Annotated in this window: 22 protein-coding genes and 1 pseudogene; 7 read left to right on the forward strand and 16 right to left on the reverse strand. The window is 56.6% G+C overall.

From position 1 onward, the window contains the following. Positions 1-34 precede the first annotated feature (34 nt). The 14 genes and pseudogenes from SH527x_RS13050 to SH527x_RS13115 all read right to left on the reverse strand — a co-directional run bounded on the left by SH527x_RS13050 (position 35) and on the right by SH527x_RS13115 (position 7620). Positions 35-625 carry a rhodanese-like domain-containing protein gene (locus tag SH527x_RS13050; RefSeq protein ID WP_437191118.1) on the reverse strand — a complete coding sequence of 197 codons (591 nt, stop codon included), beginning with the start codon at positions 623-625 and terminating at the stop codon, positions 35-37. Between the two features lie 82 nt (positions 626-707). Beyond that, a complete protein-coding gene (locus SH527x_RS13055) occupies positions 708-1040 on the reverse strand; it encodes an ArsR/SmtB family transcription factor (protein ID WP_437191119.1) in 333 nt (110 codons plus the stop codon). 43 nt (positions 1041-1083) lie between these two features. Further along, a pseudogene (locus SH527x_RS13060) lies at positions 1084-1275 on the reverse strand (SAM-dependent methyltransferase); the annotation flags it as partial. After that, complete coding sequence (locus tag SH527x_RS13065; protein WP_437191120.1) at positions 1276-1950, reverse strand: hypothetical protein; 675 nt, start codon at positions 1948-1950, stop codon at positions 1276-1278. A 1041-nt stretch (positions 1951-2991) separates the two neighbouring features. Continuing rightward, positions 2992-3948, reverse strand: a complete 957-nt coding sequence (locus SH527x_RS13070) for a replication protein RepA (RefSeq protein WP_437191121.1) — start codon at positions 3946-3948, stop codon at positions 2992-2994. A gap of 39 nt (positions 3949-3987) precedes the next feature. Beyond that, complete coding sequence (locus tag SH527x_RS13075; protein WP_437191122.1) at positions 3988-4254, reverse strand: hypothetical protein; 267 nt, start codon at positions 4252-4254, stop codon at positions 3988-3990. Further along, positions 4251-4880 carry a ParA family partition ATPase gene (gene parA / locus SH527x_RS13080; protein ID WP_437191123.1) on the reverse strand — a complete coding sequence of 210 codons (630 nt, stop codon included), beginning with the start codon at positions 4878-4880 and terminating at the stop codon, positions 4251-4253. Before parA ends, SH527x_RS13075 begins: the two co-directional genes overlap by 4 nt. 484 nt (positions 4881-5364) lie before the next feature. Next, positions 5365-5616 (reverse strand): hypothetical protein, encoded by a 252-nt coding sequence (locus SH527x_RS13085; RefSeq protein ID WP_437191124.1) that lies wholly within the window; start codon positions 5614-5616, stop codon positions 5365-5367. Next, a complete protein-coding gene (locus tag SH527x_RS13090) occupies positions 5616-5792 on the reverse strand; it encodes a hypothetical protein (protein ID WP_437191125.1) in 177 nt (58 codons plus the stop codon). The genes SH527x_RS13085 and SH527x_RS13090 overlap by 1 nt, the downstream gene beginning before the upstream one ends. Then, positions 5789-6559: a hypothetical protein gene (locus SH527x_RS13095; RefSeq protein ID WP_437191126.1), complete on the reverse strand. Its 771-nt coding sequence runs from the start codon at positions 6557-6559 to the stop codon at positions 5789-5791. The genes SH527x_RS13090 and SH527x_RS13095 overlap by 4 nt, the downstream gene beginning before the upstream one ends. After that, a complete protein-coding gene (locus SH527x_RS13100) occupies positions 6556-6819 on the reverse strand; it encodes a hypothetical protein (RefSeq protein ID WP_437191127.1) in 264 nt (87 codons plus the stop codon). The genes SH527x_RS13095 and SH527x_RS13100 overlap by 4 nt, the downstream gene beginning before the upstream one ends. Before the next feature lie 4 nt (positions 6820-6823). Continuing rightward, the gene (locus SH527x_RS13105; protein WP_437191128.1) at positions 6824-7195 is read right to left on the reverse strand and encodes a hypothetical protein; all 372 of its coding nucleotides are present in this window, start codon (positions 7193-7195) and stop codon (positions 6824-6826) included. Between the two features lie 10 nt (positions 7196-7205). Next, positions 7206-7355 (reverse strand): hypothetical protein, encoded by a 150-nt coding sequence (locus SH527x_RS13110; protein WP_437191129.1) that lies wholly within the window; start codon positions 7353-7355, stop codon positions 7206-7208. Positions 7356-7413: 58 nt separating this feature from the next. After that, positions 7414-7620 carry a hypothetical protein gene (locus tag SH527x_RS13115; protein WP_437191130.1) on the reverse strand — a complete coding sequence of 69 codons (207 nt, stop codon included), beginning with the start codon at positions 7618-7620 and terminating at the stop codon, positions 7414-7416. 528 nt (positions 7621-8148) lie between these two features. Between SH527x_RS13115 and SH527x_RS13120 the strand changes: the two genes are divergently transcribed. From SH527x_RS13120 to SH527x_RS13140, 5 genes are all read left to right on the forward strand, one after another. After that, the gene (locus SH527x_RS13120) at positions 8149-8433 is read left to right on the forward strand and encodes a relaxase domain-containing protein (RefSeq protein ID WP_437191131.1); all 285 of its coding nucleotides are present in this window, start codon (positions 8149-8151) and stop codon (positions 8431-8433) included. Continuing rightward, complete coding sequence (gene mobF, locus SH527x_RS13125) at positions 8376-9662, forward strand: MobF family relaxase (protein ID WP_437194627.1); 1287 nt, start codon at positions 8376-8378, stop codon at positions 9660-9662. Before SH527x_RS13120 ends, mobF begins: the two co-directional genes overlap by 58 nt. Before the next feature lie 118 nt (positions 9663-9780). Beyond that, the gene (locus tag SH527x_RS13130) at positions 9781-10764 is read left to right on the forward strand and encodes a serine/threonine protein kinase (protein WP_437191132.1); all 984 of its coding nucleotides are present in this window, start codon (positions 9781-9783) and stop codon (positions 10762-10764) included. Positions 10765-10874: 110 nt separating this feature from the next. Further along, complete coding sequence (locus SH527x_RS13135; protein ID WP_437191133.1) at positions 10875-11657, forward strand: hypothetical protein; 783 nt, start codon at positions 10875-10877, stop codon at positions 11655-11657. Next, complete coding sequence (locus SH527x_RS13140; protein WP_437191134.1) at positions 11650-12357, forward strand: hypothetical protein; 708 nt, start codon at positions 11650-11652, stop codon at positions 12355-12357. Before SH527x_RS13135 ends, SH527x_RS13140 begins: the two co-directional genes overlap by 8 nt. Before the next feature lie 69 nt (positions 12358-12426). Here SH527x_RS13140 and SH527x_RS13145 read toward each other — a convergent pair whose 3' ends face one another. Together SH527x_RS13145 and SH527x_RS13150 are read right to left on the reverse strand one after the other, a co-directional pair. Next, positions 12427-13440, reverse strand: coding sequence for a hypothetical protein (locus SH527x_RS13145; RefSeq protein WP_437191135.1), 1014 nt, complete (start codon positions 13438-13440; stop codon positions 12427-12429). A 4-nt stretch (positions 13441-13444) separates the two neighbouring features. Then, positions 13445-14506 carry a protein kinase domain-containing protein gene (locus SH527x_RS13150; RefSeq protein ID WP_437191136.1) on the reverse strand — a complete coding sequence of 354 codons (1062 nt, stop codon included), beginning with the start codon at positions 14504-14506 and terminating at the stop codon, positions 13445-13447. Between the two features lie 183 nt (positions 14507-14689). Between SH527x_RS13150 and SH527x_RS13155 the strand changes: the two genes are divergently transcribed. Further along, on the forward strand, positions 14690-15112 hold the full coding sequence (locus SH527x_RS13155; protein ID WP_437191137.1) for a hypothetical protein: 423 nt from the start codon (positions 14690-14692) through the stop codon (positions 15110-15112). Continuing rightward, entirely contained in the window at positions 15109-15753 is a 645-nt protein-coding gene (locus SH527x_RS13160) for a hypothetical protein (protein WP_437191138.1), read from the forward strand. Before SH527x_RS13155 ends, SH527x_RS13160 begins: the two co-directional genes overlap by 4 nt. Position 15754: the final 1 nt, after the last annotated feature.

The following is a 15754-nucleotide window of genomic DNA, read 5'->3' on the forward strand; positions in this document are numbered from 1 at the left end:
CCTTGTGGTGTGAATTCAAAGACAAACACAGAGATCACGACCTGTTACTGGAAATGGAGGGGCCTGTTGAACAGGAGGTGACCTTGACGCCGGAATACCTCACCTGGTTCCACGGCATACGCGCCAACATCATCGCCATGCCGCAGGTGTCCGTGACGCCGGCGAAAACCAGCCCCGCTCCGACAAACGCCGACAAGCCGATCCAATAGGGATGGACGAATGCTCCCAAGGCGCTTCCGACCAGAACCAGGGTTCCCGCTGCGATGCGGACCTGCCGCTCCAGCGAGATCGCTTTCTTGCCGCGAATGACTGGCAAGCCCGCCTGCTCCCAGGCAAGCGTTCCCCCCTCGACGTTGACGACATTCGTCACGCCGGACGATAGCAGCCGCTCGCACGCCTGCTTCCCCCGGTTTCCCGAACGGCAGATGACATAGAGCGGTTGACCGGAACCGTTCCGTTCCGCGCTCAGCCCGGCGGCATCCAACCGGTCGAGCGGAACATTCCGAGCGAACTCGACGTGGACCTCGCGGAACTCGACGGGCGTCCGCACGTCGATCAGGTCCACCTCCTGTCCGGTGGCTTTCAGTTCGCTGAGTTGCTGAGGAGTGATGGTCTTGGCGTTCATGGCGTTCTCCTGGAAATCCCCGAACGAGTCGAATGTTCGATAGTTCGGAATGTTATTGACATTTTGACAAAAAAAGAGACGATCACGGGCAGGCTCCCGCGTCGCACCGCTCCTCGACGCATTTCATCAGGTTTTTCAAATGCGGATCGACGACCCGGTAGAACACGTTGCGTCCCTCTTTTTCGCTGTTGAGAAACCCGCACCGCTGCATCAGCCGCAAATGCTCCGAAGCCATCGCCGTCGGCAATTCGCACGCTTCCGCCAATTCCCCGACCGTGTACTGCCCGACCAGCATCATCTGCACCATCCTGAGCCGGTGCGGATGAGCCAGCACGCGCAGGCACTCCGCCGCCCGTCCCAAGGCGTCCAAGTCAGTCAGTCGCGGGGGGACCGCTTTGGTCGTTGGCTTTCCCATACAGTCAAATATATCGGAATCTCCCGACCTGTCAAGTAGTCCTTTCTCCAAGTTCGTCAAAGTCGGAGATTGAGTTGACAAAATACGCCTTGACAACATCTTCCGTCGGCGATAGCTGCTGCCAGTAGGGGTCGCCAATGAGGATGATCCCTCCGGTGCGCAGGCTCCGCGCCAGAAACTCGATAGTGCCGACGACTCCACCGGCGATCCAAGTGGCACCGACACAGGCTGTCACTCAGTCGTTTTCAATTCGCAACTCGGAAAAATATCCCTCGGTCCCGACGTCCACAAACAGACCGATCCCTCCTGACACGTCGTCCCCGAGTTTGAGATCGTTCACGATCAACGCAGGTTGCTTGGCACCATTGACGAACAGCTTCGCCTGGGTGCCTTTCACCACGATTTTAAGATCGATCCATTCGTCAAGTCCCATGTCGGCATATGATTCGTATTTCTCGGGAGCTTCCTTGCGAAGGCGCTGGAACTTGAAGTCTGGATACGCAAAGTACTGAATCGAGTGGTTTCGCCGGACTTGGTCGTCGACTCTGGCATTGCCTGGGCGGACATAGATGCACTCGAATTTCGAGTTGTCTTCGTGAATGCGGAAGGCAATTCCGATGAACCCTCTCGCAAAGTCTGGAGCGTCCTTCAAGAGCCTGCTCAGCACTTTCACTTCGATGGTCCCGTCCTGGAATCCGACTCCCTTGAGTTTGGCGAACGTCGGTTCGTCGAACTCTTTCACGGCAGGATCTTTCGTGACGCGAATGGCCTCTTTCCCCATGATCGTCTCCGACCCGACGGAAACGCTGACCGGCTGAAGTTTGGCTTTCTCAAGATCAGCGGCGTATGACACCTGAGTCAGCACTCCGATGGCAGTCCAGATGAGCAATGAATGTACGACATTTTTCATGAACAATCTCCTATTACCAAGTATGCCACGTACCCGATCGACAACGTGACCGCAGCGACCAGGAACTCGACAGGTTGCTTGGTTCCGGCGATGACCAACGTGCCACCTACAAACAGCAGCAGTGGAAAGGGAAGAGGGAACCCGAATCAACTCAAAGCTCCACCGCAGCAAGAACAGCGGTGCAACCGTCAATACGGCACTCAACGATAACGTAGGGCCGGGATAAGACAAGAGTTGATGGAGCGAGGCAATTTGAACCACGGTGATCGCCAAGATGGATGACGCGAATGCATTGGATGGTCCATTAGGCGGTTGTTCAGATTAAATCGACCTCGTATAACAGATCGGACGTGCTCGTTGACTTTTCAAATCCGCCACCAACACTCAGCCCCCAACCTAAGATGCCACCACCACCCGGCGGTCCGGCAGACTGACCTCTTCGAGCTTAGCCAAGTCATCGTTGGCAGCCTTCGGGGGTGTTCTTAGGAACAATTCGCTTTTTCGCCATCGCGTCTTTCTCTTCACATGTGCTCCATTGCCTGATCGAGTGTCTATGTGAACCTCCGAAACTGAGACCACCGCTGGAAGCGGTAGCACTCGAACCGCTTGCAATACCGTCAGGCCGGTGGCTGCAAAGAAGAGATTCGCATGTCCCCAAAAACGGTGATTGGCACATGCAAGAGCCTTTAGGCTGCCCCTTCCCCACAGAGAGCGCCTTTCGCCTTTGTATGCCCCCTTAGAATGCGATTATGGGGCATGTCGGTACCGCAGGTGACGTCTTCCTCCTGAATGCCATTTCGGACCGGTCGACTGATTCTGACGATTCGGTTTGTCCGAAATCGCCGCCATCTCAACGACTTATCCTCAGAACGCCCATCGCCCACTACAGGAAGAAAACTATAGGTATCTAACTATAGGTTTTACGGGGGGGCGATTCAGCGCAGGATTGATGGCCCCAGAGGGGGGTGATTCAGCGTACCGGTGGGGGGCGATTCAGCGTGGATAACTTTTCCCGTCTGCCGGGTTATCCACAGATCAGGGCTAGGAAGTGGTTCCGGCCAGGCTGATGCAGGTCTTGCTGATTGGGGGTGGGGATTCGTAGAGTCGAATGCCGCCGATGACTTCTTCGATCCGGGCATCGGGATACACCAGCCAGACTTTCCGCAGGACGGCTTTGAATTCCCGCTTGAAATCCTTCGACGTGGCATATTCCTGGCCGAACTGGTCGCGGAGGTTGTCCCAACTCAGCATGACCCCGTTGGGCTGGCGAATCCGGCAAAGCCGGTGGGCCAGCCAGGTGTAGATGTCCAATGCCAGGGAAGAGTGCTTCAAGGCGGCCAGTGCCCGGTGGTCGAGCGGGACGGCATGTTGAGTCAGCGTATCGTAAAACTTCTGGGAGAGTTCCAGGACTCCGGGCCACAGCGTTTGCTGTTGCCCATCATGGTGCAGCCACGCTTCAAAACGGTCGATGGGCTTGGCATCGACGGTGACCACCCTCCCCTCGGCGGTCATGCCAATGGTCAGGCGGCAAGCGGCCAGAGCCACCATCTGCTTGCGAAACACCGTATAGCCTCCGCGTTTGCCGCCGCTGGTCGGAATGCCGAGCATTTGCAGGAACTGCCGCATACTGTCGCCCAGTTCGACGGTCCGATTCTGCGTGCGGATCGCTTCGGAGCTGAGATGCACCATGACGAGACGCGGAGTCGTGCCGTAAGGGAGAGGCTGCGGCTCCCAAGCCTTGCCGTTCCAGAGTTTGCCTGCTTCCAGCAGGATGCTGAACGGGCCGTTGTTGCGTTCAAAGGTGCGGGCTTCGGTCGCCCGTCGGGGCAAGCCAACCTGGCACATCACCGTATGCAGAAAGTCCGACCGATCGGGACGTTCCGCCTGGATTTTGATATGGGCTTCCACCAGTCGCTCCGTGACCGGCGTTGGCTTCAGGCGAACCTCTTTCGTTGTCGGTTTCAGAGATTGCCAGTTCTCAAAATCATCCTGATCCATCGTCGTGTTTACTGATAATCGCAAAATCGTATTTCTGTATTACTGTAATTCTGTGTCATGGTTGTTCCCTGTTTTCACTGGTTCTTCAAAGCGTTGCTCCAGTAACTCCCGAATGACATCGGCCATCTTGAGTCCCTGCAAGGCACACTGACTTTTGACTCGTTGATGGAGTGAGACGGGAACGTCGATCGTCAGGCGTTTGACTGGTTCGCTGGAAGCGTTGCCGTTGCGGTCGTTGACCCAGTGATCGGGAGACGTGGCACCGTGGCGGCTGGTCGGTTTGCCGGAAAAAGGGACTTTCTTCATGCCATCAGCTCCAGAATGTCATCGACCAGAGATTTGATCTCCTTGCCTGCCACGTTGCTGGGAGCCGTTTCAAACACCGTCTGTCCCTGGGCGGCAGACTCCGCCAAGGCGACTCGCTGACAGATGGCCGTTTCCAGAACGGGAATTGGATATTCGGCCAGTGCTTCGATCACATCACGCCCCAAAGCCGTATTTACGATTTTGCGATTAATGACAAATGCAGATTTCAGTGTCGGTTTGAAGACCGTCGCTTCCTGGAGCATGTCGACAATCTCCTTGGCCGCCCAGACATCATAGGGTGACGGCTGGACCGGAATCAGAATCAGGTCGCTGGCCATGATGGCCGACCGGGCGACGTCATAGACACGAGGCGGTCCGTCAATGATCACGGTGTCATATCCCTTCGCCAGCGGAGGCAGTTCCTTGTGAATGGATGGCTTCGGCAGACCGGCAACCGGAAACAGTGGCTCCCCATGTCGGGCAGCGGCCCAGTCGAGTGCGGAACCCTGTGGATCGGCATCAACCAACAGCACTTTTTGTTTGCGTCGTGACAGGGCATCGGCAACATGAACGGCCAGTGTTGTCTTACCGACGCCTCCCTTTTGATTCAGAAATCCGATGATCATATTCCTCCGTAAATGCTGTTTTCATGAAATGCGATTTTACGCTTATCACCATTTGCGGTGATGGTCAAACACAGAATTGCAGCAAGGCGATTTTGTGGTTTTCTGTATCGTCGTGTTTCTGCATTTCCGTTTTTCACGGTGAAAAAGTTCCTAAGCCATGCTTAGGGGAGACGTCTGATGGGAAATTTCAATCAGCCTTTTTCAACATCTCTTCTTCAACGTGCTTTGGCAGCAGAGAGTCGGGCGCAACCTGATGAAGCCAGTTCAGCCGCTGACTGTCAATCAGAAATGAGGTGACAGGAGTGCTGGTCGTGTTACACCGGACACGATGAAACAACGTGCCCCGGAGAGAGACTGCATGCTACGAAAGGAGGAGGAGCGGGAATCTCAGGAACGCCGCTGGATGGCGTTCCTGGAATGCCTGTTCACCCTGTTCATGGGGCTGACTTCATGCCTGTTCGGACTCCTCCCGATTCTGCCGGAGTTATCCCCGGTTCTGGTCCTGGGAGGCATTGCGTTGGTCTGCTGCCTCCTGGCCTGGCGATGGCATGGCCGAACCGATTGAGGAATCACAGGAATGCTGTCTGGCCAGTTCGGCCTCATAGTAGCGATAAGCGAGCTGGCGGGTGGTGTCCTGATCCGGGACACCACCACACTGGATTGTCAGCTCGACGTAAGCGGCAAACGCACAGCCGTGGAACAGATCATCAAAGATTGGATCATCGTTGAGGTTCATCACGGCCTCCGGCTGTGGACCGGATGCCGTTCCTCGATGCCATCCGGTAGGACAGCCTTGAGCCAGTGGCGGCTGTGACTCTCCAGATCGGAGTAAAGCAGATTGGCTCGACGCTCGGCTTGACCACGGTCGGCGGCGGTGATGTCGATTTCGATGCTGATGCGGAAGTGTTTCATGGACGATTCCTTTCATTGGCCGGTTTCTCAAAAATCATGCAGGTGTCGTGCAGTCCAGGGATAAAGCTGGAGCGGTAGACCTTGCGGGAACTGCTGGCTCCGTGGCTGAACCGGATGATGTCGGTGCAACATTGCTGAAGACCATTCGCAAACGCCAGTCGCTTGGTGTGCCAGGTGAGGGGAACAAATCCTTCCTCCCGGTCGCAGTAGTCTCCCATCAGGATCGCCAGTTTCCCGTGCGGTTTCAGAGCGTGGGCCGAGTTCCGGATGAACTGGCCGTAGCGTCTCAGAAAGTGGTCCAGCGTTGGTGAGCGGGACAAATCACGCGGATCGTCAGCGTAGAGTTTCTGCCGCCAGTAAGCCGGGTGTGCCCAGATGAAGTCGAACGTCTCGGCTTTGGGGGCGTCTTCGGTACTGCAAGCGTCGTATCCCTGATGAATGTCGAACGACATGCAGGGGATGTTCAGCTCTTTACAGACGTCGGCACAGGTTCCAGAGCCGGTCATGGGGTCGAACACCAGTCCCGGCTGGAAGTAGAGCAGCAGGTCTTTGATCAGGTTACCGCCGCAGTTGCCGGGATACTTTCGGTCGCCATATTCACCGGCGCGATGGAAGTGATAGAGGCTCGTCAGGTGAGGGACCGGACTCCCGTTGCGGGGAGCCACCGGCAGCCGGGCATATTTCGGAATGGTATTTCGCGGCAGCATGTCCACCTTCGGTTGCATTCGGGCTGCATAGAACGGATTGATGATGCTGGACTGTTTCATGCTTCGTCTCCTTTCTGTTGATGTTGAGCAATCGCGTTTCGCAGGTGTGGTTCGTAGTGATCCCCTCGGAACGAATTGGAACCGAAGGCGACATCCCCGAACGCCAGCTTGTCGAGATTGAAGACTGCAGCATGGTGCTGTTGTTCAAAGACAATCCCGACCATGCGTCCCTGACTGGAATCCCGGAAGATCAGGACATGGAAGGGAGAACCGGAGATTCCGTTGCGGTGATACTGGATGGCGTCAAATGTCAGTTGCATGGTTCTAACCTCCCGTTTTGGTCATCGACTTCTTCAGATCGTCAAGACGGCTGGTGATGGCGGTGACGTGATCGGGCAGGGAGAAAGAGGATTCCTGCAAAGATTCGACCGTCCTCAACAGGGCTTCGACGCGCCGGGTAAGTTGTATTCGGGCATTCGCACCGACCGGGTAAAGGCCGTTGGCGGTCGCTTCGATGACGTCGAGATGGCATTGGTTTCGCTCGTAGTCGTCGCGGGCGGCGACCAGCACTTTCCAGGCTTGCTCTTCGTCGAGATCAGGCCGCCTGGTCAAAACATCATCCAGCGACCAGATGAGGGCGACCATGTCTTCGGCTTCAAGAATGGCGTTGAAATTGATGGTAAATCCTCGTGTCATGGTTGCCTCCTTACTCAACGTTGGCGATCTGGAGGCGAAGCTCGGCGAACTCCCGTTCCAGTTCTTCGTGCTGGTCGAAGTCAGGATCGCATCCGGCGGAGAGCAGATCGGTCAGTTCATAGAGACGGGATTGCAGGTCGTTGTGATTGGTGTAGGTCATGAATCGAATCCTTTCTTGAATGGTGGGGGCAGGCGGCCTGCCTGCCCCGGTGATTTGATTACTCTTTGTTTTCGCTGGCGATGCGGAGAGTGACGCGGCCGTCGAGGGGGACGCATTCCAGCTGGATGTTGAATCCCTTGCCATCGGCGTGGGGCCAGACGCTGCCGATGCGGGTCCAGAACCCGTTTTTGTTCTCGCCACGATCACGCACCTGATAGGCAATGTAGCTCGGTGTTTTGCTGGAGGATTTCGAGTTGTTCGACATGGTGCGATTCCTTTCGTTTCCGGTTCCGGCTGCGACCATCGCGGCCTGATGGCACCCGTCACAAAGTCGCCACAGTTCGGGGTGAAACGAGCGCAGCGAACCGGGCAATGGGAAAATTGGGGGAGACCTTCAGGGGGAACCGATTTTCCCGTTGAGCGGCCCGACGGCGGCTTTAGGAGTGCCTGCTCAGAAGGCCGTGTGTGCAGTCGGATGGAACAGAGTGGGAATCGCCTGCCGTGATCAGCGAGATTTTCCGTATCAGTCAACCAGACAGGATTTGCCTGACTTGAATCGTGGTCTCGGAAGATCAACGGTTGTCTGATCCACTCGATGCCTTGCCTGGACACTTGGGATGCAGCCCGTTCAACATCCTGTTTGCAGTGCGTTTTCGGTCGGTTTCCATAGAATCGATGCTGCCAGCGAAGAGCAACACGCCCCAAATCGGGACGGTTCCGCTGTCTTATCTATAGATTCAGCGACTTATACTGCATTAACCATTTCACACCTGGTAACGGTGTAGAATGAGTCATGCTACGGATCATTCAAAACACCTCTGCGGTCGGTGCGAAGAGTTATTACAGCACGGCGGACTATTACACCGAAGGGCAGGAACTGACCGGCCAGTGGCGGGGGGAGGGAGCCAGGCGGCTCGGCCTGTCCGGTGACGTCCAGAAATCCCAATGGGATGCGCTCTGCGATAACCAACATCCCCAGCCGGCCAGACGCTCACGCTCCGCCAGAAAGAGCATCGTCGGATTGGTTATGACTTCAACTTCCATGTCCCGAAGTCGGTGTCCGTCCTGTATGCCATGACGGAAGATGAACGACTGCTCGATGCATTCCGGGATTCCGTGCATGAGACAATGCTGGATATGGAATCGGAAATGAAAACCCGTGTTCGCAAACAGGGAAAGAATGACAACCGGACCACCGGCAACATGGTCTGGGGCGAATTCATTCATACCACATCCCGGCCGATCGACGGGGTTCCCGATCCGCACCTGCATGCCCATTGCTTTGTGTTCAACACGACGTTCGATGAACAGGAGCGGGCATGGAAGGCCGGGCAATTCAGCGACCTTAAACGAGACGCCTCGTATTTTGAGGCGTTGTTCCATTCCCGGTTCGCACAGAAACTGACCGAACTGGGGCTGGATGTCGAACGAACGAAAACCGGCTGGGAGTTGCAGGGACTTTCCAAGGAGACGTTGAGCAAGTTCTCGCGGCGAACGGCTCAGATTGAAGAGGAAGCCCAACGCAAGGGGATCACTGATCCGAATCAGAAAGCGGAATTGGGGGCCAAAACACGGGCGGGCAAAGCGAAAAATCTGTCGCCCTGGCAATTGCATGATCAATGGCAATCCAGGTTGGATGCCGGTGAAGCGGACGCTCTTGGCTCGCTGGCATTTCAGATGGAGCAACGTTCTTTTCAAGATGATCCACTCGCAGCCAAGGAGGCGGTGCAGGCGTCGGCTGATCATGGTTTTGAACGGAAATCGGTTGTGCCGGAACGCACGCTCCTGGCCGATGCTCTCAAGCGTTCTGTCGGGAAATCTTCTGCCGACACCGTTCACCACCAGTTCCAGAGTTACGGGTTCCTGACCGCCAATCGGGACGGTCGGAAGATGGCGACCACCCGTAATGTGCTGGTCGAAGAACGCTCGATGCTCAACTTTGCCCGTCGCGGCCGGGGAACCTGCCGTCCCTTCCGTCTTAAACCTCATGAGTTCCGGAGAACCTGGCTCAATGCCGGTCAGCGAAAAACGGTCGAGCATATCCTGGGGTCGCGCGATCGGGTCATCCTGATCCGCGGCGCGGCCGGTGTCGGCAAGACCTCCATGATGCAGGAAGCGGTGGAAGCGATTGAGGCCAGTGGAACGAACGTGTTCACGTTCGCTCCCTCGGCGCCCACCATCCGTGGGAAACTCCAACGACCTGATTTCCGTGCCGTCCGCAGCCGTGCGAATGGAACGCAGCCTGGCCCGCAGGACGGCCCGCAGAGTGACCTCATTGCGGGCCATTCTGCGGGCCACAGAATTTGAGGTTTTTCCAGTATTTCACGACGATTTTCCCGCAAAGGTGTCAGATATCAGTGTCTGCTGACACCTTTGGTGACACCTTCACCAACACCCTGCACACACGGAGGGATTCAATTCCACCATGTCCCAGCGGAAGATTCGCGTTCGGGGCCGGTGGCGTCCCTATCTGGAACGTCGTCCGATTCGGGGGCGTGATTACTACCTGCTGGAGCAGATCGGCAGCCCGTTTCGTCGGCGTTATCAGGCGTTCGCTCCCGACTGCGGACCGGAGGGGGATTTCTTCCTGGTGCAGCGACTCCGGGCCGACGAAGTGACGGACAGCCGACTGGCCGTCCTTCGCCGTCTAACCGACGACGGCTTCCCCCGTGTCTGGGAGTGGCAACGGCACGGTGAGGACGTCGATCTCGTGATGAGTTGGATTGAGGGAACCACGCTGACGAACTATTTCGAGAACATCCGCACGGGACGCCGTCCGCGACTTGATCCCGCGCACGCCCTGCGGATGTGTCTCGGGCTGGCATCATCCGTCTGCCGTCTGCACCACAAACTGCAAATCGGCCACGGGGACATCCAGCCGCCGAACATCATCGTCACTCGCGACCCGAGCCGTCTGGTGCTCATCGACTTCAGCAGTGCCTGGACGATCCAGCGGACCGCGTTCCGGGAAGAAGGGGACGGCCACCACCGCGCCTACGCCGCTCCCGAATTGCAGACACCCGGCATCACCCCCGGTTTCGCGGCAGACCAGTTCTCCGTGTCGGTCATCTTCTACGAACTGCTCACGCAGCAACTTCCTTACGGCGGACTCGGCGGCAAAGCAGGTCGACCGGAGTACCTCAGCGGCACCGAGAACTCCCTTATCCCCCCCAGCCAGATCTCCAAGACCTGCGCCGGACTACCCCGGTCACTCACCGAACCATTGGATCACATCATCACAAAAGGATTGGCCCTCGACCCCGCCAACCGCTACCCCGGTCGACAGGAATGGCTCGATGACCTGCACCAAGCCTCTCACCGGTTCCAGTCAAAACCGGAACTCTCGACCGTTGAGAAACTGATGACCAGGGTGATGGGATTGTTCGCAAAGTCCAAACCTGAAACGTAATTCCAACTCACTGTATCTTGCATCATTTGTCTGCCAAAATGTAAAGTCTGCGACTTCATTTACCGCAAATGCCAATACATTGTTCCTGTTAAGACACTGGGACGCATGCGATGCTAGAAGCACTCTTGCGCGGCAAGCTGTCTCGCGAGCAGGAGAATATGGAAGATGTTCTGACATCGAACGTCTTCGGTTTGCTGCGATATCTTCCACCTCATGAGGGGGTGTTACCTCTCCTGGCCGTTGCCGAAGCCGTTGGCATTGGTGCGAAAAATGAGCGATATCCGTTATGTTCGTTGACGACGCCAGAGCACGTCACTGGGATTTCCGTCGAGTACGAATTTTGGCCATATTGGACAGATCCGGATTGTCTCGCCTGCGAGCCTGACGTAGTCATCCGTATTCGGGACGCCCAAGGCGGGATGTCGATAGTCCTGATCGAGGCCAAATACCTTTCGTCGAAGTCGTCGGAAGCAGACGAGATCAACCAACAGCCAAACGACCAGTTGGCACGTGAATGGGATCATCTGGTGCGTGTGGCGCAGCGTGAAAATGCTTCCGCCTACTTGGTCTACCTGACGGCCAGTATTGGAGTTCCTGAAGAAGAGATCGAAGCGTCCGTGACAGAATACCTCGCAAAGCGGATTCATGATTCGTGCCGTCCGAGAATTCTCGCACTCAGTTGGCGGCAAATCAGTGAGATTTTTAGCTCAGCAGAGCACCCGATCCTTCGAGACCTCTGCGCGCTTTCCCGGAGATTGGGCCTGACATACTTTCATGGCGTGCATTTTGCAGAGACAACTGAACTGTGGCGTTGGCGGTTCGAACGACGTCCCTACATTTGGGTTCGGCCACCAGAATTTCCCGATACCCATTGGAGATTCAGATATGAATGACAGCCAACACATGGCAGTGGCTTTCCATCATTTACGCCGGTTGTGCCAGGACATTGCGTTGCTGCTCAAGACCAGCGACGAAATCTTCAAGAGGCACGGATGGAGCACGCAGTCTGGTAGCGGATGTCTCTACGCTGGTTCAGCAAGTCTCGATTGGCCGGATTACTGGTTACCCCGGCAATTCTATCGGAGCTATTGCAACCTCAGCCACGACCGGTTCCTGGTCTATGTGGCCGTCGTCATCGACCTCCCGAAAGGACGCGAACAGGAAGAGGGAATCGTCCTGATCACTGCCGGAGGACTAAAGTATGCGGAAGCTGATCCCTCGCGAAGCGTTCCAAGACGCGAGGAAACGAATCTCTATCGGTGGCACTTGCTCCGTGCAGATCTGGAGAGTTGCAACGGTCCGAGTTGGCATGCAAAACCGTTCGCATGGAATCCGCACAGACTTTGGAAGGGTTGGGAGAAATCCCATTCCATGTTCGAATCAGCGGTAACAATGGCAATGCCTCTTCATGAAGTCAGCAATAGCGCCGATCTTGAGTCTCGGATCATCGAGCCGCTTCTGAGAGAAATCACTGAGAATGATGCACCTCAACAAGTCTCCTCTATCATTGCTACTCAAGATATTCTGAACGATGTCCCTGACGTTGACGTCAATGGCGATTTCAACAACGACGCGCCATTCATCGAGACTTGATTGAGCTAACAGTTAATGGATAAGTCGACCTGTTTACCAGTGTTTCTATGCCATTGATGTACCGTCCGTTCACCGGGGTTGAACAATTCCCAACTCAACCGCCCTTTGGTGCGGCGGTATCCAGCCGAAGCGGTCGCCGCAGACGCTGTGGTACTGCTTTTTCTGATTTGGCGGGGCAGGATAGGCTGCCAACTCTTCCCCCTTGAGAACAGTCGCTGATCCCTTCTGAAGCAGGTGGGGGTAGCCGTGTTGGCAGCCACGGCACTGGTTGCCGGTGGGCGCGGCAATGGTGTACCTCTCACGTTGGGCGACCTGTAACAGTTCCCAGGTGTTGAGCAGTTCCCGCTCAACATCCGCTTTCATTTCAGGAGTGATTGGAATGAGGCGGCAACGAGACGAATTGCCGAACTTCAGGATGCCGAACGGAGCCTTGGCGACTTCGCATCGTTCGATCAATTCCGCGTACGCCGCCAGCCGGACGACATGTTGCTGGCCCCAGGAGCGTTTTCCCAGATGTTTACAGAGGACCGGGATGCGGTGCGGCGTTTTGATCAACATTCGCCACGGTTTGCCGCGCAGGGGACGGTCCGGATGGTCATGGGGATCATTGGGCTTGATGCAGTCGAACCCCGCCTTCCGCAAGGTCCACCAGTTGATGTCAATTTCTTTTTTCGGGTTCAGGTCAATTTCCATTTCGGGAGCACGAGTGTACTGCTGCCAAGCCCAGAGCAACGAAAAAATCCTGACCAGGATCTCACCCGCGCGGGCCGCTGCATAGAATGCGGGGAGTGACACGAGCGCGGCAGCAAACGGGGAGACGAGTCGCCAGAAGATCAGGACGACCAACAGAGCAGGAGCCAGCCACGTCAGCCAGAAACACAGCTTCTCCCAACAGCGGTGCAATTCTTCCCGAAAGTGAAACAAATCATAGTCGATCCAGTCATGGAGTTTTGGCCCTAGGTCCGGTTCGGCCCCTTGCTCATCGCTGGACTCAGAGGCGATCACCCCCGCCCGGGAACAGAAGACCTGTTCTCCCAGAACGTGAACGGTTAATAACGGAAGTTCATGGTCGGAGAAATTCATACATTCAGCCCTTTGCCCAGCGTTCCAGTTCTCTCAGCAGGGGAGACAGCCCTTCCGGCCGACGATCAGGGATCGGTTCCACACATTTCCGCAGCAGATTACCGAGACGCTTCGGCAGTCCGGCATCACTCAAAATGGCCTTGGCTTCTCCCGCTGCCGGAGTACGACCCGCGATCGCCGCTGCTGTGAGAGCACCGAGGCTGTAGAGGTCGGATCGAATGGTAGCGGTTCCACCGTCAATCTCCGGGGCACGAAACGGATCTTCGGGCCAGTCGCTGGAGACGGAAGGGCTGCCGTCGAGGAGTTTCGCCAATTCGAAATCCGTCAGGACCGCTCGACCATTCTTGTCGGCGATCAGCACCCGCGACGGAGCGAGTTCACGAAACACGATTTCTGACCGGTGCATCGCAGCCAGACCGTTCGCGATTTCCAGCAGCAACCTGGAGAGGAGTTCGCGTGGATATGGTCCTTCCTCAAGAACATCGGAAAGACTCTTTTCGCCGCACCAGTCGTCAATGACCCACCAACCTTGCGGTTCCGCTGAGATAGAACTGAGGTGCAGAGCGATCTGGGGATGTGAACCGATTCTCGCACAGACTTCCGGATGACGGGAGAGTTTGACCTGGATGTCTTTCCGGAGCTTTTGGGGCATCCAACTTAAGTGATAGAACTTTCCCCGGCCTTGCCGACTGGGAGTATGCCGATGCTGCATGCGGCAGACGATGTAATACAACCCATTGGCCGCCAGCCGCCCCTGTTCGAGATACCCGATCGTTTCCCATTCCGGGATGGGACTCCACGGTCCGGAAGGAGATGCCGGAGGGACATAATGAGGATCCCAGGAAGCTAACACTTCTGTCACGCGGACGCCGAGCGCGTCGGCCAATCGCTTCGCCGTTGCCGGTTGCACTCCTCCGGAACGAAACATCTCCTGCGTCGTGTTGAACGCCACTTTGACTTTCGTGCTGAGTGCTTTGCGGGAAAGTCCCTGATCCTTCCGGGCCCGATCCATCAGAAACGGATCGAGATAGACCAGTTTGGGATCAATGCGCTCCGGCGACTCCACGAATCGGCTCCTTTTTTCTGAGTTGATACCAGGCTGAGGCGCTTCTGAACCGCCCCCTGAGATTCAATTGCCTTCACCACAACCACGGTGATTGGCCCTTCCAATCCTCTTCTGGAATGGCCCTGACCACCACGGTCGAACGTCACTCCATGATGAAAAAATTTCAGACCAAGGACCACCCCAATGCCCACATTGCTGTCCCAGTTCCTCGACCGATTGGCCGAACGATTCACCGCGATCGTCGCCGGTGTCATCAGTTCGAAAGTCGAAGGACTACATGCTGCCACTCAGGCGGAACAACAGAGTCAGCTTGAAGATCTCGCCCGGCGATATGAATTGGAAGGAAAGGCCGAGATTGCCGCCACGCTGCGAACACGTGCTCTTCGTCTGACCTCCAACGATCTGGCGGAGGAAGCCGTGGAGGTGATGCAGCAAACGAGCCGTGAGCTGCCCCGTCTGAATGAGACCACTGCAAAGAACTTCCCGGCACTTCTTGCATCGACGCAACCAATATCGAAGAGTCGCCGGAAACCGACCAAACCCCAACCGAACACAACCGCCGTTCCTCTCCCCCCGTTTCCGCAAACTTTGGGAGACCAGGAATGAACACCGAACAATTTCAACTGACAGAACGGGACCAGGAGATTCTGCAAGCTCTCTCCCTGAAGGTCCGGTTGTTCAGTCAGCGACAAATGGCCCGTCACTGGTGGGGTGGGGATCTGGCGAACGCCCGCCGTCGGCTGAAACAGATGGCCCAGGTGGGATTGCTCACCCGACTGACGGTTCCCGCCCGCGCCTTGCCACCATTGGATGTGCCGCTGATTCGCTGGCAACCGGGCCAGCCAGAACCTGATTTCGGAAGTGTGGCTCATCGGTGCCAGAGTCGCTGGCGACTACGGGCGGTTCATCCCTGTACGGCCTGGATCGCGACCGCACGGGGAGCCCAGTTTTATGGAGCCGTTCGCCGGGGCGAACTCAAGCAGCCAACTCAAGCGACGCATGACCTGGGTGTGGCCGCCGTCTGGCTGAAGCTGAAAGAGATCGCTCCGCAATGGGCCGATGCCTGGCGCGGAGAAGACCTGCTCGCTCACACGCGGCACCGCGAAAAACTCCCGGATGCGTTCATCGTCGATCCGCAGGAACAAACGCAATGCGTGATCGAATTCGGCGGGGGCTACGACATGACCCGCGTGGCGGAATTTCATGTCGACTGCGTCCAACGCAACCTCCCTTACCAGTTGTGGTGAA

The sequence above is a fragment of the Planctomicrobium limosum genome (assembly GCF_051465645.1).
In the GTDB taxonomy this organism is placed as follows: domain Bacteria; phylum Planctomycetota; class Planctomycetia; order Planctomycetales; family Planctomycetaceae; genus Planctomicrobium.

Bases quoted from the DNA above. Each gene is read 5' to 3' on its own strand.
- SH527x_RS13100 (WP_437191127.1), bottom strand. From the start codon at position 6,819: ATGCAACTGACATTTGACGCCATCCAGTATCACCGCAACGGAATCTCC.
- SH527x_RS13120 (WP_437191131.1), top strand. From the start codon at position 8,149: ATGCTACGGATCATTCAAAACACCTCTGCGGTCGGTGCGAAGAGTTAT.
- SH527x_RS13135 (WP_437191133.1), top strand. From the start codon at position 10,875: ATGCTAGAAGCACTCTTGCGCGGCAAGCTGTCTCGCGAGCAGGAGAAT.
- SH527x_RS13055 (WP_437191119.1), bottom strand. From the start codon at position 1,040: ATGGGAAAGCCAACGACCAAAGCGGTCCCCCCGCGACTGACTGACTTG.
- SH527x_RS13130 (WP_437191132.1), top strand. From the start codon at position 9,781: ATGTCCCAGCGGAAGATTCGCGTTCGGGGCCGGTGGCGTCCCTATCTG.
- SH527x_RS13145 (WP_437191135.1), bottom strand. From the start codon at position 13,440: ATGAATTTCTCCGACCATGAACTTCCGTTATTAACCGTTCACGTTCTG.
- SH527x_RS13065 (WP_437191120.1), bottom strand. From the start codon at position 1,950: ATGAAAAATGTCGTACATTCATTGCTCATCTGGACTGCCATCGGAGTG.
- parA (WP_437191123.1), bottom strand. From the start codon at position 4,880: ATGATCATCGGATTTCTGAATCAAAAGGGAGGCGTCGGTAAGACAACA.
- SH527x_RS13090 (WP_437191125.1), bottom strand. From the start codon at position 5,792: ATGAAACACTTCCGCATCAGCATCGAAATCGACATCACCGCCGCCGAC.
- SH527x_RS13070 (WP_437191121.1), bottom strand. From the start codon at position 3,948: ATGGATCAGGATGATTTTGAGAACTGGCAATCTCTGAAACCGACAACG.
- SH527x_RS13155 (WP_437191137.1), top strand. From the start codon at position 14,690: ATGCCCACATTGCTGTCCCAGTTCCTCGACCGATTGGCCGAACGATTC.
- SH527x_RS13105 (WP_437191128.1), bottom strand. From the start codon at position 7,195: ATGACACGAGGATTTACCATCAATTTCAACGCCATTCTTGAAGCCGAA.
- SH527x_RS13085 (WP_437191124.1), bottom strand. From the start codon at position 5,616: ATGAACCTCAACGATGATCCAATCTTTGATGATCTGTTCCACGGCTGT.
- SH527x_RS13115 (WP_437191130.1), bottom strand. From the start codon at position 7,620: ATGTCGAACAACTCGAAATCCTCCAGCAAAACACCGAGCTACATTGCC.
- SH527x_RS13140 (WP_437191134.1), top strand. From the start codon at position 11,650: ATGAATGACAGCCAACACATGGCAGTGGCTTTCCATCATTTACGCCGG.
- SH527x_RS13110 (WP_437191129.1), bottom strand. From the start codon at position 7,355: ATGACCTACACCAATCACAACGACCTGCAATCCCGTCTCTATGAACTG.
- SH527x_RS13050 (WP_437191118.1), bottom strand. From the start codon at position 625: ATGAACGCCAAGACCATCACTCCTCAGCAACTCAGCGAACTGAAAGCC.
- SH527x_RS13095 (WP_437191126.1), bottom strand. From the start codon at position 6,559: ATGAAACAGTCCAGCATCATCAATCCGTTCTATGCAGCCCGAATGCAA.
- SH527x_RS13160 (WP_437191138.1), top strand. From the start codon at position 15,109: ATGAACACCGAACAATTTCAACTGACAGAACGGGACCAGGAGATTCTG.
- SH527x_RS13075 (WP_437191122.1), bottom strand. From the start codon at position 4,254: ATGAAGAAAGTCCCTTTTTCCGGCAAACCGACCAGCCGCCACGGTGCC.